This is a genomic window from Puerhibacterium sp. TATVAM-FAB25, assembly GCF_046535855.1.
GTDB lineage: Bacteria > Actinomycetota > Actinomycetes > Actinomycetales > Cellulomonadaceae > Puerhibacterium > Puerhibacterium variabilis_A.
Genome location: NZ_JAXUAK010000004.1, coordinates 105,043 through 128,881, shown reverse-complemented (window position 1 = coordinate 128,881; position 23,839 = coordinate 105,043). Strand labels below are relative to the sequence as shown.

The following is a 23,839-nucleotide window of genomic DNA, read 5'->3' as shown; positions in this document are numbered from 1 at the left end:
CTGCCTCAGGACGGCGTGCCGACGGCCTTGAGCAGCCGCGTCGCGCCGAACGCCACGTTCTGGTCGACGGTCACCTCGACGTCGCCGTGCCCCACGGCGACCCGGGTCGTCCAGGTGTAGGGCGAGCCGAGCCGCGCGACGCGGACCTCGAGCTCGTCCGGCGCCGTCCAGGCGTAGGCCGCCGCGACGGCGTCGCCGCCGGCGGCCTCCTCGGAGCCGGCGTCGAGCCCGCCGGTGAGCCAGCGGCCGTGCCCGCAGCGCACGGTGCGCCCGCCGGCGTCGACGACCAGGACGTCGTCGGCCTCCCGGCGCACCCGCAGGTCCGGCAGCTCCGCGCTCGCCGGTCCCTCGCCCGCGAGGCGCCAGGACGCGTCGAGCAGGTCGGCCTCCCGGGGCGAGCGCGCCTGCCCGGTCGGCACCGGCGCGGCGAGGTCGGGGAAGGTCAGCGGCTCACCACCGGCCCCGCCGCCGGCGCCGGGTGCGGGCGCGAACGCGCCGCGCAGGCTCGCCCACACGGCGCCGAGCTGACCCTGGACGTGGGCGCTGCCGGAGGTGAGCACCACGACGGCGTCGTGCTCCGGCCACACGACCGCGAGCTGGCCGAAGGCGCCGTCGGCGCGGTAGGCGCCCGACGGCGTGCAGCGCCAGAGCTGGTAGCCGTACCCCAGCTGCCAGTCGGCGTCCCACTGCTGCGGGGCGCTGTCCACCTGCCACGCGGCCGCGGCGTCGACCCACGCCTCGGGCACCAGCTGCCGGTCGCCCCAGCGGCCCCGGCGCAGCAGGAGCTCGCCGAACGCGGCCAGGTCCTCGGTGGTGACGGCCAGGCCGGTGCCGCCGAGGTCGATGCCGTCCGGGTCCTGCTCCCACGTGGCGCCGTGGATGCCCAGGGGCTCGAGGAGCCGCGGCCGCAGGTAGTCCAGCAGCCGCTCGCCGGTGAGCCGGTGCAGGATCGCCGACAGCAGGTACGTCGCCCCCGTGTCGTAGACGAACAGGGTGCCGGGCTCGTGCTCGACCGGGTCGGCCAGCACCGCCTGGACCCACCGGCCCGTCGGCCGGTCCCGGCGACGCTCCGCCGCCCGCAGGCTGTCCGCGACGTGGCCGCTGGTCATGGTCAGCAGGTGGCGCACGCGCATCGCGCGCAGGGGCGGGCCCGGGTCGGCCGGGACGTCGTCCGGGAGCAGGTCCACCACCCGGTCGTCCAGGGAGAGCCGGCCCTCCGCGACGGCGAGGCCGACCGCGACGGCGGTGAACGCCTTCGACACCGAGAACATCAGGTGGCGGTGCTCGGGGGCGTGGGGCGCCCACCACGATTCGGCGACCACGCTGCCGTGCCGCAGCACCATGAGGCTGTGCGCGCCGCCCAGCGCGTCGAGGCGGTGGACCAGGTCGGCCAGGGCCGCGGGGTCGACCCCCGCGCTCTCCGGTGCGGTGCGCGGCAGGCGCCGCGCCGACGTCGTCGTCATGGCCCGCATTGTGCCGCAGGTGCCCCCCGGGCGCGCCGCGGGCCTGGGGCGGCGCCCGCCGGGCGTCAGCCGCGGTCGGCCACGACGGCGGCCATGAGCTCCAGGGACAGCGGCGCGACAGGGTACGGGGTCGCGGGGTCGGCGGGGTCCACCCAGACGAGGTCCTCGAGCTCGGCCTGCGGGCGCGGCTCGAACCCGGCGGGCAGCTCGACGGTGAACGCGTGGGCGTCGACCACATGGTCCGGCTCGTTGGCGGCGACGGCCTTGCGGCGCCCGAGCGGGCGCACGGCCTCTGGGGCGACGTCGACGCCGATCTCCTCGGCCACCTCGCGCAGGAGCGCCGCGAGCGGCTCCTCCCCCTGCTCGATCTTGCCGCCCACCTGCATGAACGCCGTCGTCCCACGCTTGCGGACGAGCAGGAAGCGCCCGTCGCGGACGATCACGGCGGCGACGATGTGGAGCACGGTGGGCGACTCGGCAGGCACCCGGCCAGGGTAGGCCCGGCCAGGGTAGGCCCGGCCCGGTGCCGGCCGGGCGTCACTCGTTGTCGAGCTTCTCCTCGATCACCGTGCCGTCGAGCATCCGCACGACGAGCGGCACGCCGACCAGCCCGGTGGACGTGATGTCCGGGTCGTCGGCCGAGGCGTCGTCGTAGTACGAGTCCGCCGGGCGTGCACCGCCCGGCGCGGGACGCGCAGGTGCCGTGCCACGGGCCTGCAGCGCGTGGCGCTGCGCGGCCTCGAGCGGGGACTCGCGCCGCAGCGCCCCGGGAGCGGTGGGGGCACCGGCCGCGGGCGGGGCCGACGGCGCAGCAGCGGCCGGGGCGGACGCGGCCGCGGTGGTGGCCGCCGGGCGCGCGGGTACCGGGGGCGCGGGCGCCGGCTCGGCCGGCGCAGGGGCACCCCGGTCGATGGCCGGGTCGCCGGCGGGCACGCGCTCCGTGAGCGGGACGCCGGCGAGCCACGCCGCGTCGGCCTCGTTGACCGCCACCGACTGCACGGTCACCGGGAGGTCCGGAGCGTGCCCCGGCCCGCCGTCGCCCGGCCAGGCGTCAGGGGCGGTGATCCGGGACACCGGGATCTCCTGCGGCGGCACCGCGACGTCGACGGGCCGCTCGACGACCGCGACCGCGGACGTGCCGTGGGCCTGCGGGGCTTGGGCGGACGCCCCGCCGGCGGGCACGGGCGCCGGCGGGCGGGCGTCGCGCGCCGGTCCGTCCGACGTGCGCGGTGCAGCGGGCGCGGCGGGCGCGGACCCAGCGGGCGCGGACCCAGCGCGTACCGGGCCGGCGGGTGAGGGCGCGGCGGGCGCGGCTGGGGCCGGCTCGGGCCGCTCGTCCTGCGGCGCGCGACCCGCCCCGGGCGGCGGGACGTCGGGCCAGCCGTCGTCGGGATCGTCGGGGTCGTCGGCGCCCGCCGCGTCGGCCGGCTGCGGGGCGGTCTCCGCCTGCGGCTCGCGGGCGCGCGGCCCGTCGTCGACCACGGACTCGATGCGCGCCTGGATGCCGAGGGTCTGGTAGACCGCGTCCTCGAACGCCTGCAGGTGCCGCGGCTGCCCGAAGTTCTGCGCGAGCGCCGACGACGCGAACCCGAGGCGCAGCACCCCCGCCTCCAGCGCGACGACCTGGGCGTTGGGTCCGACGAGCGCCCGCGTCACGGGGCTGGAGAGGTTGGCGACCACCTCGTCCCAGCGGCGGCGCACCACCTCGGCCGTCACGCCGCCGGGGGCGCCGGCGGCCGGCGCCTCGGTGGCTGGAGCGGCGGCGGCCGCCGGCGCGGGCTCGGCAGCGGCTGTCGGCGGGGCGGCGGCGGGCGCCTGCTCGGGCTCGTCCGCCGCGGCACCGGCCCGCGGACCACCCTCCGGCTCGACGGCGTCCGAGGCGGCGACGTCGGCTGCGTTCTCGGCCTCGTGCTCGGCGACGCCGTCGGAGGCGTCCTGCGCGGCCGGCACGCCCGCGGCCGGCTCGTCCGCGGCCGACTCGTCCGCGAACGGCTCGTCCGCTGCGGGCACGGCCGCCGTGGGCGCGGCGGGGCGCGACGTCGCCGCCTGCGGCTCCATCGGCTGTGGCCGGTCCTGCGGCGCGGCCGGCTCGGGCGCGCTCGCGGGCTGCGGCGGCTCGGCGGGCGTCGCCGGTGCGGCGGGAGCGGCCGCGGACGCACCCCCTGCGGCCGGCGCCTCGCCGGCGGCCGGCCGCCGGATCGCCTGCAGCGCGGCACGCGCGGCCGCGGCGCCGCTCAGGCCGCCCGCCACGGGCACCGCGGCGCCGCCCTCGTCGTCGTCCACCGGGACGCGCCGTGCCGCGGCCACCGCGACACTTCCACCGGCCGCGGTAGGGCCGCCGGCGGCGAGCCCGCCGCGCTCCAGCCGCTCCACGCGGGCGGCGAGGCCCGCCGCGCCGTCGTCGGCGCCCGGCAGCAGCAGCCGGGCGCACAGCAGCTCCAGGTGCAGGCGCGGCGAGGTGGCGCCGGTCATCTCGGTGAGCGCCGCGTTCGCGAGGTCGGCGGCGCGGGACAGCTCGGCGAGCCCGAGGTGCTGCGCCTGGGCGCGCATCCGCTCGAGCTGGTCGGCGGGCAGCTCGCGCAGCACGGCGTCGGCGGCCTCGCCGGAGACCGCGATGACGATGAGGTCGCGCAGGCGCTCGAGCAGGTCCTCCACGAACCGGCGCGGCTCGTGGCCGGAGGCGACGACGTGGTCGACGACGCGGAAGATCGACCCGCCGTCGCGCGCGGCGAGCGCGTCGACGACGTCGTCGAGCAGCGTGGCGTGCGTGAACCCGAGCAGGCCCACCGCGAGGTCGTAGTCGACGACGCCCTCGGTGGCGCCCGCGATGAGCTGGTCCAGCACGGACAGCGAGTCGCGGACGGAGCCGCCGCCCGCCCGCGTGACCAGCGGCACCACGCCCCCGCCGAGCGTGATGCCCTCCGCCACGCAGAGCTGCTCGAGGTACGGGCCCAGCACGTCCGGCGGCACGAGCCGGAACGGGTAGTGGTGGGTGCGCGAGCGGATGGTGCCGATGACCTTGTCCGGCTCCGTCGTCGCGAAGACGAAGATCACGTGCGCCGGCGGTTCCTCGACGATCTTCAGCAGGGCGTTGAATCCCTGCGGCGTGACCATGTGGGCCTCGTCGAGGATGAAGATCTTGTACCGGTCGCGCGCCGGGGCGAACGTGGCCCGCTCGCGCAGGTCGCGGGCGTCGTCGACGCCGTTGTGGCTGGCCGCGTCGATCTCCACCACGTCGAGCGAGCCGGGGCCGCCGCGGGCGAGCTCGACGCACGAGGGGCACTCGCCGCACGGGATGTCGATCGGCGTCTCGGGCGTGTTGCGCGCGCAGTTGAGCGTGCGCGCGAGGATGCGCGCGCTCGTCGTCTTGCCGCAGCCGCGCGGGCCGGAGAAGAGGTAGGCGTGGTTGACGCGGCCGCTGCGCAGCGCCTGCATCAGCGGTCCCGTGACGTGCTCCTGGCCGATCACCTCGGAGAACGTCTCGGGCCGGTAGCGGCGGTACAGCGCGGTGGTCACCCCCGCAACGATAGACGGCCCCGCCCACACCGGACGAGGCCGTCCGCGCCACCCGCGGCGACGCGCCGAGGCCCCCGGGACGCGGTCCCGGGGGCCTCGGCGCGGGGTGTGCGCGGGGCGTGCGCGGGGCGTGCGCGGCGCGGTGCGGCTCAGCGCCGCAGCGCCCGGCGCGCCAGCACGTTGCCCAGCAGCTGGGCGAGCTGCGCGATGGCCACGATGATCACGACGACGACGAACGTCACCGCCCAGTCGTACTGCCGGTAGCCGTACACGATGGCGAAGTCGCCCAGGCCGCCGGCGCCGAGGTAGCCGCCGATGGCCGACATGTCGAGCACGCCGATGAACAGGAACGTGTAGCCCAGCACCAGCGGCGCCAGCGCCTCGGGCACCAGCACGGTGCGCACGATCCGCCAGGGCGAGGCGCCCATGGCGCGCGCCGCCTCGACCACGCCCGGGTCGATCGACACGAGGTTCTGCTCCACCAGGCGGGCGAAGACGAACGAGGCCATGACGCACATCGCGAACGTGAAGGCCTCGATGCCGATGACGCTGCCGACCGCGAGCCGCGTCAGCGGGCCGAGCGCCACCAGGAAGATGATGAACGGAATCGGCCGGATGATGTTGATCAGCACGTTGAGGACCGAGAACACGGCCCGGTTGGCCATGAGGTTGCCCGGCCGCGTCACGTACAGGCCCAGGCCGATGAGCAGGCCGAAGAACCCGCCGACGACCAGGGTGATGAGGACCATGTAGGCGGTCTGGCCGGCGGCGTCCAGCAGCTGCGGGCCGAGGGTGTCCCAGTTCATCGGTCGTTGTCCTCCACGATCCCGGTGGTCAGGTCGTTGCCGCCGGTGAGGCCGGTCTGGCCGCCGAACGCCCCGCCGCCCACCGGCCGCACCGGGCCGGTCCCGACGACGCGGGCGCCGCGCCGTTGCTCGCCGCCCGGGCCGTCGTCGGCGGTGAGCGTCCCGCGGCGGACCACGGACGGGTCCTCGAGAGGGTGGGCCGCGGTACCGAGGTCGACGACGTCGGTCACCGTGCGCAGGGCGGCGATCGCGCCCTCGACGGCGGCGCCGTCGCCCACGAGCTCCAGCGTCAGCGACCCGTACGGCCGCTCGGCCACCTCGGTGATGCCGCCGAACACGACGGTGCCGTCGACGCCGCGCTCGCGCAGCACCCGCGTGATGACCGCCGACGAGCCGGCGACCTCGTCGACGCCCACGGTGACGATGCGGCCCGCGTGCCGGGCCCGCAGGCGCTCCAGCACCTCGGCCGACGGACGGTCCTTGAGCGCGGTGGCCACGAACCGGCGGGTGATCGGCTGCTGCGGGCTGCTGAAGACCTGGTAGGCGTCGCCCACCTCGACGACCTTGCCGTGCTCCATGACGGCGACGCGGTCGCAGATCGAGCGCACGACGTCCATCTCGTGGGTGATGACCACGACCGTGATGCCGAGCTCGCGGTTGACCCGGCGCAGCAGGGCGAGCACGTCCTGCGTCGTCTCGGGGTCCAGGGCGCTGGTGGCCTCGTCGGCCAGCAGGATTCGGGGGCTGGTGGCCAGCGCGCGGGCGATGCCCACCCGCTGCTTCTGCCCGCCGGACAGCTGGGCCGGGTGCACGTCGGCCTTGTCGGCGATGCCGACGAAGTCGAGCAGCTCGGCCACGCGGGCACGGCGCCGCTCCTTCGACCAGCCCGCGACCTCGAGCGGGTAGGCGACGTTGCCCGCGACGGTGCGCGAGGCCAGCAGGTTGAACTGCTGGAAGATCATGCCGATGCCGGCGCGCACGCCGCGCAGCCGCGCCTCGCCCAGCCCGCTGAGGTCCGTGCCGTCGACGACGACGGACCCGCCCGTCGTCGTCTCGAGCGCGTTGATCAGCCGCACCAGCGTGGACTTGCCGGCGCCGGAGTAGCCGATGACGCCGAAGATCTCCCCCGCGCGGATGTCGAGGGTGACCTCGTCGACGGCGCGGACCTCGGGGCGCCGGCCCCGGGCGGGGAACACCTTGCTGGCGTCGCGGAAGCTGATGATGGGCCCTGTCGTAGGCGCGGGGGTGGCGCTCACGGTCCTCCTTCTGGCCGCCGGGGGGTGCTCCGGCGCCGGACGTGTCAGAACCTCAGTGGGGGCGTCCCCACTGAGGTTCTGACAAGTGTGGTCGGTCAGCCCTGCGCCTGCAGGTCCTCCTGGATGCCGTCGAGGATGCCCTGGAGCTCCTCGGCGCTGTTGTCCTTGATGACGCCGGTGCCGCCCGACGCCTCGAGCACGCCCTCCTCGATCTCCGGGGTGTGGAAGATGTCGATGAGCTGGGCGTACGTCTCGTTGTCCTTGTCCTCCGCGCGGGCGACCCACACGTTGATGTAGGGCTCGGCCGCCGAGGAGTCGGGGTCGTCGGCGAAGATGGCGTCGTCCGCGGTGAGGCCGGCGTCCCCGACGAAGTCGTTGTTGATGATCGAGGCGTCGACGTCCTGCAGCGCGATCGCCGTCTGGGCGGCGTCGACGGGCGTGACCGTCACCTTGGACTCGTCGGCCAGGATGTCGTTCGGCGTGGAGAACGCGGAGCCGCCGTCCTGGAGCTTGAGCAGGCCGGCCTCCTGCAGCACGAGCAGCGCGCGGGCCTGGTTCGTCTCGTCGTTGGGGATGGCGATCTCGCCGCCGTCCGGGATCTCCTCGACGCTGGCGTGCTTGGTCGAGTACAGGCTCAGCGGGTAGACGGCCGTGGCGCCGATCGGGGCCAGGTCGCTGCCGGAGGCGACGTTGTAGCCGGCGAGGAACTGCAGGTGCTGGAACTGGTTGAGGTCCAGGTCGCCGTCGGTCAGGCCCTGGTTCGGCAGCTGGTAGTCGGAGAAGTTGACGATCTCCACCTCGATGCCCTCGTCGCTGGCGGCCTGCTTGAAGGTGTCCCAGTACTTCTCGCCGGAGGAGACGACGCCGATGCGGATCGGGTCCTCGGAGGTGCCGGCGGCGGGCTCGGACTCGTCGGAGCCCGCGCAGGCGGACAGGGCGAGCGTCGTCGCGGCGACGGCTGCCAGCGCGCGGGCGGCGATGGAGAGGCTGCGGGCCATGGTGGTGGTTCCTTCCGGTGACGGGCGACGGCGGTGGCCGTGCCCGAGACGCGACGGCCGCGCGGTGGCGGCGGCCGGGGCTGGTGGGGCTGTGCGGAGCGGGAGGCGCGTCGGGACGCGTCAGGTGCCGGGCGCGGGCTGCGGAGCCCGCGCTGGCCGGCGGGTCGGGCGGCTCAGCGGCCGACGCGCATTCGGCAGGTGGCCGCACGACAGCACATGACCTCGCGCAGCGTGGTGCGCGAGGTCAGCGTGACGGGCGTGGTCGTGCGGGCCATGGCCCCATCATGGGCAGCAGCGCGGGGCCGGGGCCAACCGGAGCGGCCAGAATCCCGCGATGCGGGACGTTCGACGTCCACTTTCTGAGAACCCGCAGGTCAGAGACGGTTTGGCCTGTCCGGGTGGCGGACCGTGGCGGCGGCCCACGCAGGCCCTGCCCGCGTCCGCAGGCGCCTCACGGGGCCCCCGCGAGGGCCCCGGAGACAGCAAAGGACCCCTCGCGCACCCGCCAGAGCGCACCTACCCTTGCTGCCTTCCGGCCCTGGGGGAGTTCGGCACGATGACGCCGCACGAGGGGTCTGCCCCCAGCCTAGCCGAGAGGGGCCGCGAGCCGGAAACCGGGAGGCCGCAGGGGCGCGACGGGCCGGCAGACGACGACGGGCCCGCACCGTGCGGTGCGGGCCCGTCGGGCGGCGGAGGATGGGGGATTCGAACCCCCGAGGGCGTGAACCCAACACGCTTTCCAAGCGTGCGCCATAGGCCGCTAGGCGAATCCTCCTGGCTGCTCGGCCGGTGCTCCGGGCACGGCCAGCCCCAGAAGGATACCGGACCCGGCGCCGTGGTCGTGAACCGGCGTCGGGAGCGCAGGCGCCGACGTCGCCGCAGCGGCGGGTCCGCGGGCCGGACGGGCGCCGGTGCGTGCCGCGCCTGGGACGTCGCTGTGCACGGACTGTGGCGAGGTCATGCGGGCGCGCGGAGCCGTCACCGGCCCGCGGGCGGGGCGACCCTACGATGGGCCGCATGATCTTCAAGGCCGTGGGGGACGGCCGCCCCTACCCCGACCACGGGCGCGTGAGCGCCAGGGACTGGTCCGACGTGCCGCCGCGGCAGGTCCGGCTCGACGAGCTCGTGACGACGAAGCGCACGCTCGACCTGGACCGCCTGCTGGCCGAGGACTCGACCTTCTTCGGCGACCTGTTCGCCCACGTCATCGAGTACCGGGGGGTCCTCTACCTGGAGGACGGCCTGCACCGCGCGGTGCGCGCCGCGCTCCAGCAGCGCCCGGTGCTGCACGCCCGCGTCCTCACCGTGAAGTGAGGCGCTGAGGTGCGGCGGACGGAGCGTGCGGGCGTGACGGGGTCGACCCGCCGGGGCGTCGCGGGGGCCCGCCGCGGTCGGCGTTTCTCCGGTAGGTTCGCCCGGTGAGCACCCCCGTCCAGGACCCCGCGCGCGTCGCCCGTCGCCGCCGCGAGCACGAGCGCCAGGCCGTCGTCTTCGGGGTGCTCGTCGCGTTCCTCCTCGTCGCCGCGCTCGGCGCCCTCGCCGTCTACACCGGCGCGATCTCGGCGCCGTTCGCCCGCCCGTTCACCTCGAACGAGCAGGAGACGACGTCGGAGCCGCCGCCGTGCCTGCCCGCCGTGGAGGACCAGCCCGACGGCGCGCTGCCGCTGTCGTACGACCAGGTGCAGGTGCGCATCTTCAACGCCTCGGGGATGTCCGGCCTCGCGGGCGCCAACCAGAAGGTGCTCGCCCAGCGCGGCTTCGAGGTGCTCGGCACCGGCAACTACGACTCGACGTACGACGCCGAGCTCGCCGCGGGCTCCACGCTCGCCACCAACGAGCTGCGCTTCGGCCGGGACGGCGTGGTGGCCGCCTACACGCTGGCCGCGCAGTTCCCCGCCATAGAGATGGTGCTCGACGACCGCGAGGGCGCCACGGTGGACCTGCTCGTCGGCGAGGCGTACGAGCGACCGCTGGACGAGGCGGACGTGCCCCTCGCGGCCGACCAGCCGCTGATCAACGTCGAGGGCTGCGCGCCGGTCGACGAGGTCGAGCCCGTGCCGGCGCCGACGCCGGCCGAGGAGGAGTGAGCCGGTTCTGAGCGACCGGCCCGAAGGCCGCTGACGGGCAGCAGGACTCGAGATGACGGAGCGCCCCGTGACCGGGAGGGTCACGGGGCGCTCCGTCGTCCGCGGCCCGGCGGGCGGCCGGGCCGGCGGCTCAGCCCTTGAGCTCGCTGCCGTTCGGCGCCGAGGCCGGGGTGGCCGGCTCCTGGTGGGCGCCGGTCAGGCGGGAGATCACGGTCATGCCGTGGAAGATGAGCAGCGCCGCGGCGGTGCCGAGCGCGATGCCCTCGAAGCGCAGCTCGCCGGCCACCCAGGTGTAGTTGGCGATGCCGATGATGAGCGGCACGGCCGCGGTGGTGAGGTTCACGGGGTTGGAGAAGTCCACCTTGTTCTGCACCCAGATGCGCGCGCCGAGGATGCCGATCATGCCGTAGAGCATGGTGGCGGCGCCGCCGAGCACGCCCGCGGGGATGGTGGCGATGAGCTCGCCGACCTTGGGCGAGAGCGACAGCAGGAGCGCCGCCCCGGCGGCCACCCAGTAGGCCGCCGTCGAGTACACGCGGGTGGCCGCCATGACGCCGATGTTCTCGGCGTAGGTGGTGGTGCCCGAGCCGCCGCCGAGGCCGGCGAAGGTCGTGGCGACGCCGTCGGCCAGGAGCGCGCGGCCGGTGAGGCGGTCGTAGCTGCGGCCGGTCATCGCGGCGACGGACTTCACGTGGCCGACGTTCTCGGCGATGAGCACCAGCACGACGGGCAGGAACAGGCCCAGCACGGCAGGGTCGAACGTCGGGGCGTGGAAGGTGGGCAGGCCCAGCCAGGCCGCCTCGCGGACGCCGCTGAAGTCGACCTGGCCCTGGAGCACCGCGGCGACGTAGCCCACGACCACGCCGACCAGGATCGACAGGCGCCCGAGCATGCCCTTGAACAGCACGGACACGAGGATGATCGCGACCAGCGTGATCAGTGCGGTGGCCGGCGCGCTCTGGAAGTTCGCGTACGCGCTCGGGGCCAGGTTGAGGCCGATGAGCGCCACGATCGTGCCCGTGACGATCGGCGGCATCACGGCGTCGATCCAGCGGCCGCCGGTGAGGTGGACAACGGCGCCGACCACGGCGAGCAGCAGGCCGGTGGCGAGGATGCCGCCCACCGCGACGCCGAGGTCGCCGTCGGCGCCCGTGGCCGCGGCGATCGGGGCGATGAACGCGAAGCTCGAGCCGAGGTAGCTGGGCAGCTTGTTGCCGGTGATGAGCAGGAACGCCGCGGTGCCGATGGCCGAGAAGAACAGCGTGGTCGACGGCGGGAAGCCGGTGAGCAGCGGCACGAGGAAGGTCGCGCCGAACATGGCGACCACGTGCTGCAGGCCGATGCCGACGGTGCGCGGCCAGCTGAGCCGCTCGTCGGGGGCGACGACGGCGCCGGGGGTGAGGGTCTTTCCGTCGCCGTGGAGCGTCCAGCCCAGCGTCGACGAGGAGGGGGTGGCGGCCATGGTGCGCGCGCTCCGTCCGTGGAAGGTGGTGGTGATCAGGGGGAGGGTAGCGGTCGCGAGGCACACCGCTGTGACGCGCCGGTGCCGACGAGCGCGCCGGCCCGGGCACGACGACGGCGCGGTCCCGCACCGCAGGACCGCGCCGTCGTCGGCGGTTCGCGAGGGTGCGCCCGTCAGAGCCGGGGCGCGACCTCGCGAGCGACCAGCTCGAGGTGGTCGAGGTCGTGCAGGTCGAGCACCTGCAGGTAGACGCGCTCGATGCCGTCCGCCCGGACCTGGGCCAGCCGGTCGACGGCCTCGGCGACGGTGCCGGCGACACCGTGCTCGCGCAGCTCCGCCGGCTCGCGGCCGATCGCGGCGGCGCGGCGCTCGAACTCGGCCTCGTCCCGGCCGACGGCCAGCACGAGCGCCGCGGAGTGCGTGAGCGTCTCCGGGTCGCGGCCGGCCTCCTTGAGCGACTGGTTGACGACGTCGATGCGCGGCGCGATGTCGCCGAACGCCGGGAACGCCTGGTTGTACTCGGTGGCGAACCGGGCCGCGAGCGCCGGGGTGCGCTTCGGGCCGGAGCCGCCCACGATGACCGGGACCCGGTCCTGGGTCGGCTTGGGCAGGGCCGGGGAGTCGGTGAGCGTGTAGTGCTCGCCGGAGAAGGAGTAGCGCTCCCCCAGCGGGGTGCCCCACAGGCCGGTGACGACCTCGAGCTGCTCCTCGAGCAGGCCGAAGCGCTTGGCGGGGAACGGGATGCCGTAGGCGGCGTGCTCCTCGGCGAACCAGCCGGCGCCGAGGCCGAGCTCGACGCGGCCGCCGGACATCTGGTCGACCTGCGCCACCTGGATGGCCAGCACGCCCGGGTGGCGGAACGTCGCGGAGGTGACCAGCGTGCCGAGGCGCAGGGTCTTCGTCTCGCGGGCGAGGCCGGCGAGCGTGGTCCACGCGTCGGTGGGGCCGGGCAGGCCGTCGCCGCCCATGGTCAGGTAGTGGTCGGAGCGGAAGAACGCCGAGAAGCCGAGCTCCTCGGTGGCCTGGGCGACCTTGAGCAGGTCGTCGTACGTGGCGCCCTGCTGGGGCTCCGTGAAGATGCGCAGATCGAGGGTCATGCGCCCATCTTGCCCCGGCGGCCGCGCCGGGCCCGCCCGGCGGCGGGCGGGCCCGGTGGCGATCCGGCGGGACCGGTGCAGGCCGGGCGGGCGTCAGTCGAACGCGGGCGACTCGGTGCGGCTGCGCTTCAGCTCGAAGAAGTGCGGGAACGACGCGAGCGCCAGCGCGCCGTCGAACACGCGCAGCGCGTCCTCGCCGCGCGGGACGCGGGTCAGCACCGGCCCGAAGAAGGCGACGCCGTCGACGTGGAGGGTCGGGGTGCCGACGTCCTCGCCGACCGGCTTCATGCCGGCCTCGTGGGAGGCGGCGAGGGCGGCGTCGTAGGCGTCCGACGTCGCGGCGTCCGCGAGCTCGGCGGGCAGGCCGGCCTCGGCGAGCGCCTCGCGCGCGACGGCGTCGAGGTCGGTGCGGCCGCCGGCGTGGATGCGCGTGCCGGCGGCGGTGTAGAAGGCGGAGAACGCCTCGGGCCCGTGGTCCGTCTGCACGGCGGCGGCGACGCGGCCGATGCCGCGCGAGCCGTCGATCCGCTCGCGGTAGTCGGCGGGCAGGTCGCGGCCCTCGTTGAGCAGGTACAGGCTCATCAGCCGGAACGTCAGCTCGACGGGCCGCTGGGCGGCCACCTCGAGGGCCCACCGGGAGGTGATCCAGGCGAACGGGCACAGCGGGTCGACGTAGACGTCGACGACGGGGACGACGTCGTCGGGCCGGACGGGGGCGGTCGTGGTCGCGGTCTCGGTGGTCACGGCGCGACCCTACTCGCGCCCCGCGCCCCGTTCTCCCGCTGGCCCGCATCGCTCGGGCCACCTCGTCCAGCCATCGTGCTCCGGCCCCCGCGCTCGGGCCTCCTCTCCCGTAGGCTCGCGGCCGTGGGGATCCGCTGGAAGAGCGTGGCGACCGTGGTCGGCGCCGCCGTCGTCGCCCTCGTCTTCCTCTTCGCCGCCCTGCGCGGCCGCGTGTGGGCGTGGCTGCCGTGCGTGCTGGCCGTGGGCGTCGCCGTGCGCGAGCTGCGCTGGCTGCAGCGCGACCGCCGGCGCGGCCGCGAGGCCGGGTTCGACCAGCCGCGCCGCTGAGCCGGCTCCCGCTGTCCCGGCCGCGGGCCGCACGCGCTAGCCTCGGGCGCATGGCCCGGACGTCGCACACGCACGCGCAGGCCGTCGACGTCGCGATCGAGCTGTTCTCTCGCAAGGGCTACGAGCAGACCACGGTCGAGGAGATCGCCGACGCGGCCCAGGTGAGCCGCGCCACCTTCTTCCGCCGCTACGGCTCCAAGGAGGACGTGGTCTTCGCCGACCACGAGCTGCTGCTCGAGCAGGTGGTGCTGATGCTCGCCGAGACCGGTCCGGACGCCCGCGAGGACGGCGACGCGCCGACCGGCCGCGTGACCTGGGACTCCGCCGTGGACCCGTACATCGAGGTGTGCCGCGCCGCCCGGCTGGTGTTCGACCACCACGTGGGCCAGCGCGAGACGTCGCTGGCGCGCTACCGCCTGCTGCGGCAGGTGCCCGCGCTGCGCGACCGGGAGCTGGTCACCACCCACCGCTACGAGCGGGCCTTCACGCGGTACCTACGCGACACGCTGCGGCCCGACCGCTCCTCGACCACCCAGTCGATCGCCTTCTCCGCCGGCGTCGTCGCCGTGCACAACGCGTTCCTGCGCCGCTGGCTGCGCAACCCCGACCAGGACCTGGGGCCCGAGCTCGACGAGGCGTTCGCCGACCTGCGCGCCACCGCCACGGCGGACCTGTCCGGCCGGGACGGGCGCGCCGCCGCGGCGCCGCTGCCGGTGACGGTGTCCGGTGGGTCCGGGGCGCGCGTCGTCGTCGCGGTGCTGGAGTCGGGCACGCGGCCCGACGACGTCGCCCGCGCCGTGCGCGACGCGCTGTCCTGAGCGGCGCGGCGCCCGACGCCGGTGGCCGAGACGCCTCGCGGGAATAGCCGCGGGGCGTGGCATCCTTGTTCCTGAGCAAGACACGCACGACGTGCTCCGGGGTCGGTGAAACTCCGAACCGGCGGTGACAGCCCGCGACCCGCTCCTCCCTCGGGAGAGCGGTTGACCTGGTGGAACTCCAGGGCCGACGGTCAAAGTCCGGATGGGAGGAAGCACGTGCGGCGCGCCCGCGGCCGTCGGCCTGCGCGGTGACGCCGCCGCCGGTCGTGGCGTGCCGGGCCGCCCGCAGGCGGCCGTGGCGGCGCCGTCGACCCCTCCCCTCGTCGCTCCCCGGGCACCGGTGCCCGAGGAGAGGATCGAGATGAACGTCATCGACTGGCTGTTCGACGCCACCTTCAAGGTCGGCGGTCAGACGCTGCTGTGGCGCGAGGTGATCGGCAACGTGTTCGGCCTGGCCTCCGCGCTGGGCGGCATGCGCCGCAAGGTGTGGGCCTGGCCCGTGGGGATCGTGGGCAACGTGCTGCTGTTCACGGTGTTCCTGGGCTCGTGGTTCGGCGGCTCCCCGCTGCCCGACATGCTCGGCCAGGCCGGCCGCCAGGTGATGTTCATCGTGGTGAGCGTGTACGGCTGGGTGCAGTGGCGGAACACGCGCCGGCAGAACCTCGAGGTGCGCGCGGACGGCACCGTGCCCGCCGACGACGGCGCCGCCGTGCACCCGCGCTGGGCCTCGTGGCCGGCGCGCGGGGGCCTCGTGGCCGCGCTGGTCGGCGGCACGCTCGCGCTGACGCCGCTGTTCCGGGCGCTCGGCTCGTACGAGCCGGTGTGGGCCGACGCGTGGATCTTCATGGGCTCGCTGCTGGCCACCTACGGCATGGCCAAGGGCTGGGTCGAGTTCTGGCTGATCTGGGTGGCGGTCGACCTGGTCGGCGTGCCGCTGCTGCTGAGCGCCGGGTACTGGGCCTCCGCCGCGATGTACGTGTTCTACGGCGTGTTCACGCTCATCGGGTTCTTCGTGTGGCGGCGGGTCAACGCCCGCGAGCGTGCCGGCGCCGCGGCGGTCAGCCCGGCCTGATGCGCGGCGGCTCGACGCGGCCCTCCCGGGCGCGCGCGGCGGCCCCTCCGTAGGGTCGGGCCCGTGAGCGACCTCTTCCTCGAGCGCGCCCCGCGCGACCCCGCGCTGCCGCGCCCGGCGCGCGTCGGCGTCGTCGGCTCGGGCTTCCGCGCCCGGACCATGCTGCGCGTCATGGCGGCGCTGCCGGAGTGGTTCGACGTCGTGGGCGTGACCGCGCGCAACGCCGCCGACCGCGAGCTCCTGTCCGGCCACGGCCTCGCGGCGCACCCCGACCTCGACGGGCTGCTGGCCGGGTCGCGCGAGCGGCCCGCGCCCGACGTCGTCGTCGTGACCGTGCCGGCCGGCCCCGCGCAGCAGGTGGTGGCCGCGCTGGCCGACGCCGGCGTGCCTGCCCTCCTCGAGACGCCCGCGGCCGGGACGGTGCCCGAGCTGCTCGCCCTGCACCGGCGGGTGGAGGACGGCGCGTGCGTGCACGTGGCCGAGCAGTACCACCTCGAGCCGCTCGTCTCGGCGCAGCTCGGGGTCGCCGCCTCCGGCCGGCTGGGCACGGTGACCGACGCCCACGTGGCCGTGGCGCACGACTACCACGGGCTGTCGGTGCTGCGCCGGGCGCTCGGCGTCGGCTTCGCCGAGCCGCTGGTCACGGCCCGCCGCGACGCCCGGCGGGTGCTGCCGAGCCCGTCCCGGTACGCCGACCCGGCCGACCTCGCGCCCGTGGACACCGTGCACGCGCTCGCCTGGCTCGACTACGGCGACCGGCTCGGCGTCTACGACTTCGACGACGTGCAGTACCGCTCGTGGGTCCGCTCCCCCGCCGTGCTGCTGCGGGGCGAGCGCGGCGAGCTGCGCGACGACGTCGTGCGCCACGTGGGCGACGACGGGCAGCCGCGCGTGGCGCGGCTCGAGCGGGTGGCGGCCGGCGGCGCGGGCTCCCACGAGGGGCTGTTCCTGCGCGGCTACCTGCTCGACGGCGGGTGGGCGTACCGCAACCCGTTCCGGCCGGCGCGGCTCGCCGACGAGGACCTCGGCATCGCCCACCTGCTGGCCCGCACCGCGACCCATGTGCTCGCCGGCGGGCCGTCGCCGTACGAGGTGGCCGAGGCCGCGCAGGACCAGTACCTGCAGCTGGTCGTGCGCGAGGCCGCCGCCGGCGGGGCGCCCGTGCGCGCCGTGCGCCAGGAGTGGGCCGACGGCAAGGGCTGTCGCGGCCGCTGACGCGGACGACGTCGCCGCGCCCAGCGGTCGCCTCGCCCCTCGGTCTGTTCGGTGATTCGTGGGCAGATCGGTGATCCGGGTCGCCGATCTGCCCACGGATCACCGAACGGACGGAGCAGCGGTCCGCAGCGTCGAGACGTCGGGACCGTGCCGCGACGAGGCGGACGCGCGTCAGGCGTAGGCCGGCACGACGGCGTCGAGCGCCGTGCGGAACGCCGCCGTGGTGCGGGCGACGCAGTCGCGCGCCCCGGTGTCGGGCAGCACCGGGCCGCCCGAGGTGTGGTCGATGTGGGTGTCCAGCACGAACCGGCCGGGCGTCACGTGCGCGGCGCCGAGCGACACGAGCACCGGGCGCAGCGCGTAGTCGAGCGCCAGGACGTGCGCCACGGTGCCGCCGGTGGCCAGCGGGAGCACCACCTTGTCGCGCAGCGCGCCCTGCGGCAGCAGGTCGAGGAACACCTTGAGCAGCCCGGAGTAGGCGGCCTTGTACACGGGGGTGGCCACGACGAGCGCGTCGGCGGCGCGGACCTGCTCGACGGCGTCGGCGATCAGCGGGTCGGAGGTGTCGGCGTGCAGCAGCGCCTCGGCCGGCAGCGAGCGCAGGTGCAGCAGCGCGACGTCGTGGCCCTCGGCGGCGAGCTCGTCGCCGACGTGGGCGGCCAGCGAGGTGGTGCGGGACCGGGCCGACGGGCTGCCGGCGAGGACGAGGACGGAGGCCATGGGTGCTCCTTCGGGGCGGTACGAGGTAGGGCGGTGCGGCGGCAGGCAGGGCGGCCCGGGCAGGCGCGGCCGTGGACGGACGCGGAGGTGGGCGGGCACAGCGCCGCGGCGGGCGGGACGACGACGGGTCGACCGCAGGCGACGGCCGGCGGCACTGGTCCGGCACTGGTCCGGCACTGGTCCGGGGCGGGTCCGGGGTGGCGCGCGGCGCGGGGCGGCGGACCGTCAGCGGCGACGGGTCAGCGACAACACATGTCGCGGCACGCCGACAGGCACATCACCGTGCCGACGACGGGGGCGTCGTACGGCACGGTCTGCAGTCGGGTGCTGGTCATGGCGACGACCCTCGCAGCCGCGCCACGAGGTGGACAAGGGGGCGTCCACGATACGGTCAGGCAATCGTCTCGCTCTATGGACTCACGTGAGACGGCCTGGCGGGCTTGCCGCACACGGCCGCCGGGCGCAGTGTCGAACCATGCTCATCGCGGAGGACCTGCTGCTGCTCGCGTACGACGACGAGTCGGGCGCCGAGTCCGGCCTCGCCAACCTCGACTACCGGCTCGGGGGCGCCCTGCTGGTGGAGCTGGCCATGGCCGGGCGCGTCGACGTCGCCGTCGAGGGTGCCGGCGAGGGTGCCGGTGAGGGTGCCGGTGGGACACCGGTCGGCACGCTGCCGGGCGGCCGCGCCCCCGACCCGGCCAAGGAGGCTGCCCGGGCGACCGTCGTCGTGCGCGACCCCTCCCCCACCGGCCACCCGGCGCTGGACGCGGCCCTCGCCGTCGTCGCCGAGAAGCCGCGGCGCGCCAAGGACCTCGTCGAGCCGCTCTCGCGCGGCGCGCGCGAGCGGCTGCTGCATGCGCTGGCGGACCGCGGCGTGCTGCGCCGCGAGGAGCGCAAGGTGCTCGCGATCTTCCCGACGACGCGCTGGCCCGCGGAGGAGCAGGCGCACGAGGCCGCGCTGCGGCGGCGGCTGACCGCGGTGCTGGTGGACGGGCTCACCCCCGACCCGCGCACGGCGGCGCTGGCCGCGCTGCTCAAGGGCTCGGGGTTCGTGTCGCGGCTCGTGGCCAAGCCGGACCGCAGGCGCGCCGAGGCGCGGGTGGACGAGCTCGCCGCGTCGGCGTGGGTGGCCGACGGCGTCGCGGCGGCCGTGGCCGCGCAGGTGGCGATGCAGGCGGCGCTCGCCGCCGCCGTCATGGTGACCACGACAGTGCCGGCCACGAGCTGAGGCGCCGTGGCGACGACGAGCGCGGGCCTGCTGCTGTACCGCCGGACCGGGACGGCGGACGGCGGCGCCGGCTTCGAGGTGCTCCTCGCCCACATGGGCGGTCCGTTCTGGGCGCGCAAGGACGCCGGCGCGTGGACCATCCCCAAGGGCGAGCTCGAGGACGGCGAGCCCCCGCACGGCGCCGCGCTGCGGGAGGCCGCCGAGGAGCTGGGCGTCGCGCTGCCCGAGCCGCCCGTGCCCGACGTCGAGCTCGGCGCGGTACGCCAGCGCAGCGGCAAGCGCGTGCTCGCGTGGGCGCGCGAGGCGCCACCCGGCGTCGACCTCACGGACGTGCGGAGCAACCTCGTCGAGATCGAGTGGCCGCCGCGCTCCGGGCGGCGGCTGCAGGTGCCGGAGATCGACCGCGCCGCGTGGTTCGCGCCCGACGACGCGCGGCGGGTGATCGTCAGCGCGCAGGCCGAGCTCGTCGACCGGCTGGCCGCCCACCTGGCCGCCCGTCCGGTTGTCGACCCGGCCGCGGACGGACGCGTTCCGGGTCCCTGACGGTCCGAGACAGAGGGGTCTGTCTCGGACCGTCAGGGACCCGGAACGGCGAGGAAGGGGCGGCGAAGGAGGTGCCGAGGGAGCGTCGGGGAGCGCCGGTCAGACGAACGCCGAGACGCCCGTGATGTCGCGGCCCACGATGAGGGCGTTCATCGACTCGGTGCCCTCGTAGGTGTGCAGCGCCTCGATGTCCGCGAAGTGCCGCGCCACCCGGTTGCCCAGCAGGATGCCGTTGCCGCCGAGCATGTCCCGGGCGGTCGACGCCACCTCGCGCGCACCGCGGGTGCAGGTGAGCTTCGCGAGCGAGGCCTGCGGGCCGCTGAGCGCGCCGCGCTCGGCCAGCCGCGTCGTCTGCGCCACGAGCAGCTGCATCTGGGTGAGCGTGGCCAGCATCCGCGCCAGCCGCTCCTGGACGAGCTGGCTGGCGGCCAGCGGCCGGCCGAACTGGATGCGCTGGCCCACGTACTGCACGGCCGCCTCGTAGCAGGCCGTGGCGTGCCCGACGGCGGACCAGGCGACGCCGAGGCGGGTGGCGAACAGCACCTCCGAGGTCGCCCTGAACGACGTCGCGCCCGGCAGCGCCGCTTCGGCGGGCACGAAGACGTCGTCGAGCACGATGTGCGCCTGCCAGATCGCCCGCAGCGACGCCTTGCCCTCGATGGTGGTGGCGCGGTAACCGGGCGCGTCCTGCGGCACGACGAAGCCGTGCACCTGGCCGTCGCCGCCCTCGCCGACCAGCCGGGCCCACACCACGGCGATGTGGCCGCACGATCCGAACCCGATCCACTTCTTCTCGCCGTCGATGACGTAGCCCTCGACGCCGTCGCGCACCGTGCGCCGTGCCGTGGTCTCGAGCGACACCGAGTCCGACCCGTGGGTGGGCTCGGTGAGCGCGAACGCGCCCAGCACCTCCCCGCGCGCCATCGGCTCGGCGTACCGCTCCACCTGCTCGGGCGAGCCGTGCAGCACGATCGAGCGCAGCGCCAGGCCGCCCTGCACGCCGCAGATCGTGGCGACCGAGCCGTCGCCCCGGGACATCTCCATGCTGGCCAGGCCCTCGGCCATGAGCGAGATGCGCGGGCGGCCGGGCACGTCGACGCCGTCGCGCAGGAGGTCGAGGTCGGCCATCCGCTTGACGAGGTCGAACGGCACCTCGGCGCGCTCCCAGTAGCCGTCGATGACCGGCAGCACCTCCGCCTGCACGAACTGGCGCACCGCGAGCCGGTGGGCCTGCTCCTCGGGCGTGACGTCGGCGAACGCGCCGAGGTAGTCGACGTCGAGGGGCTGGGAGACGTCGTAGTCGGGGGCGGTGACCCCGGGCATGATCGGGGGCCGGGCGGCGGTCATCGGTGCTCCGCTTCGTCGAGGGGCTGCTGCGTCCCTCTCATGCTTCTCCGCAACGGCGTCTCACGTCAAGCGATACCGCGTATCAACGGCGGCGCGCCGGCCGCCGGGGCGGTGCGCCGCGTCAGGCGCCCGCGAACGTCAGCACGAGCAGCGTCACGTTGAGCACCACGATGACGCCCGCGACCAGCCCCGCGAGCACCTGGGTGCCGAGCGCGTTGCGGTGCTCCCCGAGCAGGTCGCGGCGCCGGGTCAGGACCACCAGCGGGATCATCGCGAACGGGATCCCGAAGCTCAGCACCACCTGGCTCACCACGAGCATCCACGTGGGCGACAGCCCTGTGGCCAGCAGCAGCACCGCCGGGACCAGCGTCACCAGCCGCCGGCCGAGCAGCGGCACCCGCACATTGAGCAGGCCCGCCATGATCTCGGCGCCGGCGTAGGCGCCCACCGACGTCGAGGCCAGGCCCGAGCACAGCAGCCCGATCCCGAACAGCAGGCCGACGGCCGGGCCGAGCGCGGCGGTGATCGCCGCGTGCGCGCCCTCGATGGTGTCCGTGCCGGCGACGCCCGTGCCGTGCAGCGCCGACGCCGCGAGCAGCAGCATCCCGATGTTGACGCCACCGGCCAGCACCAGGGCGAGCACCACGTCCCACCGGGTGGCCGTCAGCAGGCGCCGGGTGGACGCGCCGCGGGCGAGCTCGGGTGGCAGGCCCTGCCGGCGGCGCTGCGCGACGTCGTACGCGACGCGGTCGCGGGCCAGCGAGGAGTGCAGATAGATGGCGTGCGGCATCACCGTGGCGCCGAGCATCGAGGCCGCGAGCAGCAGCGAGTCCGCGCCCTCCAGGCGCGGCACGAGCCCGCCGAGCACGCTGCCGGCGTCGGGCGGCGCGAAGAGCAGGCCGGCGCAGAAGCCGATCGCGAGCACGGCGAGCATGGCGGTGACGACCTGCTCGAACGCCCGCTGCCCGTGGCGCGCCTGCAGCGCCAGCAGCACCAGGGAGACGACGCCGGTGATGAGGCCGCCGACCACGAGCGGCACGCCGAACAGCAGGTACAGCGCGATCGCGCCGCCGATGACCTCCGCCAGGTCGGTGGCCGCGGCGACCACCTCCGCCTGCCCCCAGTACGCCAGGCGTGCCGGGCGCGGCAGCCGCTCCCCCAGCACCTCGGGCAGCGAGCGGCCGGTGACCACGCCGAGCTTGGCGGACAGGTACTGCACGAGCACGGCCATGACGTTCGCCGCCACGAGCACCCACACGAGCAGGTAGCCGTACCGTGCGCCGGCGGTGAGGTTGGCCGCCACGTTGCCGGGGTCGACGTAGGCGATGGCCGCGACGAACGCCGGGCCGAGCAGAGCGACGACCCGCATGCGCGCCACCGACGTCGGGCCGCCCTTCGGCAGCCGCGGCGCGCCCCGTCCCGGCGCGGCCTCGACACCCTCGTGCGCGGCAGCCTGGCTCACCTGCGACCCCCTCCAGCGGCACCCTCGTCACCTGCGTGGACACCGATCCTGGCACAGGTTTCGGTTATCCGAAACCTGTGCCGGCCTGCTCACTCCAGCCGCCGAGATAGAGAGGCCGCGCGCCGAGATAGAGAGGCCCCGGACCTCTCTATCTCGGCAAGATGGCTCTCTATCTCGGCGGGCTCACGGCAGCGCCGCAGCGGCGTCTGACACCATGTGGCCGTGCCCCCCGAGCCCCCGCGCGACACCGAGCGCGACACCGAGCGCGACACCGAGCGCGACACCGAGCGCGACACCGTCCGGCGCACCGTGACGCCCGGCGCCGCCGCCCGGCCCGCCGGCCCGCGCGCGGCGCTGGAGCGCGCCGTCCTGTCCGGCCCGGCGCTCGCCGCCGGCTTCGTGCTGGCGCACCTGTGGCTGGTGCTGGACGCGGTGTCGTGGCGCGGCCAGATCTACGGGGACGTCACGCTCTACGAGTGGTGGGCCCGCAACGGCCTGTCGACCGGCCAGTGGCCGGTGCTCGACTACGACTGGGTCTACCCGGCCGCCGCGCTGGTCCCCGTGACGCTGCCCGCGCTCGTGACGGTCTCCACGCTGGGCTACGAGGTGGTGTGGACGGCGCTCGTCGTCGCGCTCGACGCCGTGGCCGTGTGGCGGCTGGCCCGCTCGGCGCCGCGCGGGCGGGTGGCCGCGTGGTGGTGGCTGCTGTTCCTCGTCGCGCTGGGACCCATCTTCCTGGGCCGGCTCGACGGCGTCGTCGCCCCGATCATCGTGCTCGCGCTGCTGTGGGCGGGCCCCCGCCCGGCGGTCGCGGCGGCGGTGGCCACGCTCGGCGCGTGGATCAAGATCGCGCCGGGCGCCGTCGTCGTCGCCCTGGCCGCGACCGCGCGGCGCGGGCGCGACCTGCTGCGCGAGGTCGTCGTCCCGGGCGCGCTGGTCAGCGTGGCGGTGGTGGGCCTGGCGCTGCTCGGCGGAGCCGGCGAGCGCGCGTGGAGCGTGTTCGGCCAGCAGGAGGCACGGACGCTGCAGGCCGAGTCCGTGGCGGCCACCTGGTTCAGCGTGGCGCGGCTGTGGGACCCGACCGTGCGGATCGCCTACAACGACGTCATCTACACCTACGAGGTGCAGGGCGACGCCGCCCGGCAGGTCGCCTCCGCGCTGGACGGCCTGCTGCCCGTGGCGGTGCTGGCCGTGGCCGCGCTGGCGTGGATGGCCGCCCGACGCCGGCCGGACCTCGCCGCGGACGTGCTCCTGCTCGCCGCGGCGGCGGAGCTGCTGGCCCTCATCGTGTTCAACAAGGTCGGCTCGCCACAGTTCATCGCCTGGATCGGCCCGCCCGTCGCGGCGGCACTGGTGCTCGCCGGGCCGGGCGCGCGGCACGTGTGGTCGCCGCCCGCGGCCGGGATGCTGCTCGTGGCGCTCGGCACCCAGGTCCTCTACCCCGTCGCGTACGGGGAATTCCTCGCCGGCGAGCCGTGGATGGTCGTCGCCGCGGCGCTGCGCAACGCCGGGCTGGTGGTGCTGCTGGCCGGGGCGCTGTGGCGGCTCGGGGTGCTGGCCGCCAGCCGGCGCCCGCGCGTGGAGGTGGCCGCCGCGCACGGCTGACGGCGACCGGCGGGGCGGCTGACGGCGACGACGCCCGGCGGGCCGGCGGGCGACGCCCCGCGGCCGCGCGCCG

At 75.8% G+C, this 23,839-nt stretch carries 21 protein-coding genes, 1 tRNA gene, 1 other RNA gene and 1 riboswitch; of the genes, 9 read left to right on the top strand and 14 right to left on the bottom strand.

Annotated elements, in window-relative coordinates:
• Positions 1-5: 5 nt before the first annotated feature.
• From U5M74_RS05975 to U5M74_RS05940, 8 genes are all read right to left on the bottom strand, one after another.
• On the bottom strand, positions 6-1,463 hold the full coding sequence (locus U5M74_RS05975; protein ID WP_410907069.1) for a serine hydrolase domain-containing protein: 1,458 nt from the start codon (positions 1,461-1,463) through the stop codon (positions 6-8).
• 65 nt (positions 1,464-1,528) lie between these two features.
• On the bottom strand, positions 1,529-1,948 hold the full coding sequence (locus U5M74_RS05970) for an NUDIX hydrolase (protein WP_410907067.1): 420 nt from the start codon (positions 1,946-1,948) through the stop codon (positions 1,529-1,531).
• A gap of 52 nt (positions 1,949-2,000) precedes the next feature.
• Complete coding sequence (locus tag U5M74_RS05965) at positions 2,001-4,979, bottom strand: DNA polymerase III subunit gamma and tau (protein WP_410907065.1); 2,979 nt, start codon at positions 4,977-4,979, stop codon at positions 2,001-2,003.
• Positions 4,980-5,128: 149 nt separating this feature from the next.
• Positions 5,129-5,785, bottom strand: coding sequence for an ABC transporter permease subunit (locus tag U5M74_RS05960; protein ID WP_069982969.1), 657 nt, complete (start codon positions 5,783-5,785; stop codon positions 5,129-5,131).
• Positions 5,782-7,041, bottom strand: a complete 1,260-nt coding sequence (locus U5M74_RS05955) for a methionine ABC transporter ATP-binding protein (protein WP_410907062.1) — start codon at positions 7,039-7,041, stop codon at positions 5,782-5,784. Before U5M74_RS05955 ends, U5M74_RS05960 begins: the two co-directional genes overlap by 4 nt.
• A 95-nt stretch (positions 7,042-7,136) precedes the next feature.
• Complete coding sequence (locus tag U5M74_RS05950; RefSeq protein ID WP_410907060.1) at positions 7,137-8,039, bottom strand: MetQ/NlpA family ABC transporter substrate-binding protein; 903 nt, start codon at positions 8,037-8,039, stop codon at positions 7,137-7,139.
• A 482-nt stretch (positions 8,040-8,521) separates the two neighbouring features.
• Positions 8,522-8,618, bottom strand: an RNA gene (gene ffs / locus U5M74_RS05945) — signal recognition particle sRNA small type.
• A gap of 111 nt (positions 8,619-8,729) precedes the next feature.
• Positions 8,730-8,814 (bottom strand) — tRNA-Ser (locus U5M74_RS05940).
• A gap of 242 nt (positions 8,815-9,056) precedes the next feature.
• On the opposite strand from U5M74_RS05940, the gene U5M74_RS05935 reads away from it, so the two are divergent.
• A complete protein-coding gene (locus U5M74_RS05935; RefSeq protein ID WP_410907058.1) occupies positions 9,057-9,353 on the top strand; it encodes a type II toxin-antitoxin system VapB family antitoxin in 297 nt (98 codons plus the stop codon).
• 104 nt (positions 9,354-9,457) lie between these two features.
• Positions 9,458-10,126: a LytR C-terminal domain-containing protein gene (locus tag U5M74_RS05930; RefSeq protein WP_410907056.1), complete on the top strand. Its 669-nt coding sequence runs from the start codon at positions 9,458-9,460 to the stop codon at positions 10,124-10,126.
• A gap of 130 nt (positions 10,127-10,256) precedes the next feature.
• Here the strand turns inward: U5M74_RS05930 and U5M74_RS05925 are convergent, their stop codons facing one another.
• From U5M74_RS05925 to U5M74_RS05915, 3 genes are all read right to left on the bottom strand, one after another.
• Complete coding sequence (locus tag U5M74_RS05925) at positions 10,257-11,588, bottom strand: uracil-xanthine permease family protein (protein WP_410907054.1); 1,332 nt, start codon at positions 11,586-11,588, stop codon at positions 10,257-10,259.
• Positions 11,589-11,761: 173 nt separating this feature from the next.
• On the bottom strand, positions 11,762-12,685 hold the full coding sequence (locus tag U5M74_RS05920; RefSeq protein ID WP_410907052.1) for an LLM class F420-dependent oxidoreductase: 924 nt from the start codon (positions 12,683-12,685) through the stop codon (positions 11,762-11,764).
• Between the two features lie 93 nt (positions 12,686-12,778).
• Positions 12,779-13,429, bottom strand: coding sequence for a disulfide bond formation protein DsbA (locus tag U5M74_RS05915; protein ID WP_410907051.1), 651 nt, complete (start codon positions 13,427-13,429; stop codon positions 12,779-12,781).
• 123 nt (positions 13,430-13,552) lie between these two features.
• Between U5M74_RS05915 and U5M74_RS05910 the strand changes: the two genes are divergently transcribed.
• The 4 genes from U5M74_RS05910 (at position 13,553) to U5M74_RS05895 (ending at position 16,861) form a co-directional block, all read left to right on the top strand.
• Positions 13,553-13,756, top strand: coding sequence for a hypothetical protein (locus U5M74_RS05910; RefSeq protein ID WP_410907049.1), 204 nt, complete (start codon positions 13,553-13,555; stop codon positions 13,754-13,756).
• A gap of 50 nt (positions 13,757-13,806) precedes the next feature.
• Positions 13,807-14,574, top strand: a complete 768-nt coding sequence (locus tag U5M74_RS05905; protein WP_410907047.1) for a TetR/AcrR family transcriptional regulator — start codon at positions 13,807-13,809, stop codon at positions 14,572-14,574.
• Positions 14,575-14,661: 87 nt separating this feature from the next.
• Positions 14,662-14,794: riboswitch (FMN riboswitch) on the top strand.
• Positions 14,795-14,935: 141 nt separating this feature from the next.
• Positions 14,936-15,646: a nicotinamide riboside transporter PnuC gene (gene pnuC, locus U5M74_RS05900; protein WP_410907045.1), complete on the top strand. Its 711-nt coding sequence runs from the start codon at positions 14,936-14,938 to the stop codon at positions 15,644-15,646.
• A 63-nt stretch (positions 15,647-15,709) separates the two neighbouring features.
• The gene (locus U5M74_RS05895; RefSeq protein WP_410907044.1) at positions 15,710-16,861 is read left to right on the top strand and encodes a Gfo/Idh/MocA family oxidoreductase; all 1,152 of its coding nucleotides are present in this window, start codon (positions 15,710-15,712) and stop codon (positions 16,859-16,861) included.
• A gap of 171 nt (positions 16,862-17,032) precedes the next feature.
• Here the strand turns inward: U5M74_RS05895 and ssuE are convergent, their stop codons facing one another.
• Positions 17,033-17,581 (bottom strand): NADPH-dependent FMN reductase, encoded by a 549-nt coding sequence (ssuE, locus tag U5M74_RS05890; RefSeq protein ID WP_410907042.1) that lies wholly within the window; start codon positions 17,579-17,581, stop codon positions 17,033-17,035.
• A gap of 475 nt (positions 17,582-18,056) precedes the next feature.
• Here ssuE and U5M74_RS05885 point away from each other — a divergent pair, with 475 nt between their 5' ends.
• Positions 18,057-18,809 (top strand): GOLPH3/VPS74 family protein, encoded by a 753-nt coding sequence (locus U5M74_RS05885; RefSeq protein ID WP_410907040.1) that lies wholly within the window; start codon positions 18,057-18,059, stop codon positions 18,807-18,809.
• 6 nt (positions 18,810-18,815) lie between these two features.
• A complete protein-coding gene (locus tag U5M74_RS05880) occupies positions 18,816-19,352 on the top strand; it encodes an NUDIX domain-containing protein (protein WP_410907038.1) in 537 nt (178 codons plus the stop codon).
• A gap of 99 nt (positions 19,353-19,451) precedes the next feature.
• Here the strand turns inward: U5M74_RS05880 and U5M74_RS05875 are convergent, their stop codons facing one another.
• Entirely contained in the window at positions 19,452-20,699 is a 1,248-nt protein-coding gene (locus U5M74_RS05875) for an acyl-CoA dehydrogenase family protein (protein ID WP_410907036.1), read from the bottom strand.
• A 121-nt stretch (positions 20,700-20,820) separates the two neighbouring features.
• Positions 20,821-22,068 carry an Nramp family divalent metal transporter gene (locus U5M74_RS05870; RefSeq protein WP_410907289.1) on the bottom strand — a complete coding sequence of 416 codons (1,248 nt, stop codon included), beginning with the start codon at positions 22,066-22,068 and terminating at the stop codon, positions 20,821-20,823.
• 315 nt (positions 22,069-22,383) lie between these two features.
• Between U5M74_RS05870 and U5M74_RS05865 the strand changes: the two genes are divergently transcribed.
• Positions 22,384-23,766 carry a glycosyltransferase 87 family protein gene (locus U5M74_RS05865; RefSeq protein WP_410907034.1) on the top strand — a complete coding sequence of 461 codons (1,383 nt, stop codon included), beginning with the start codon at positions 22,384-22,386 and terminating at the stop codon, positions 23,764-23,766.
• The last annotated feature ends 73 nt before the right edge of the window (positions 23,767-23,839 follow it).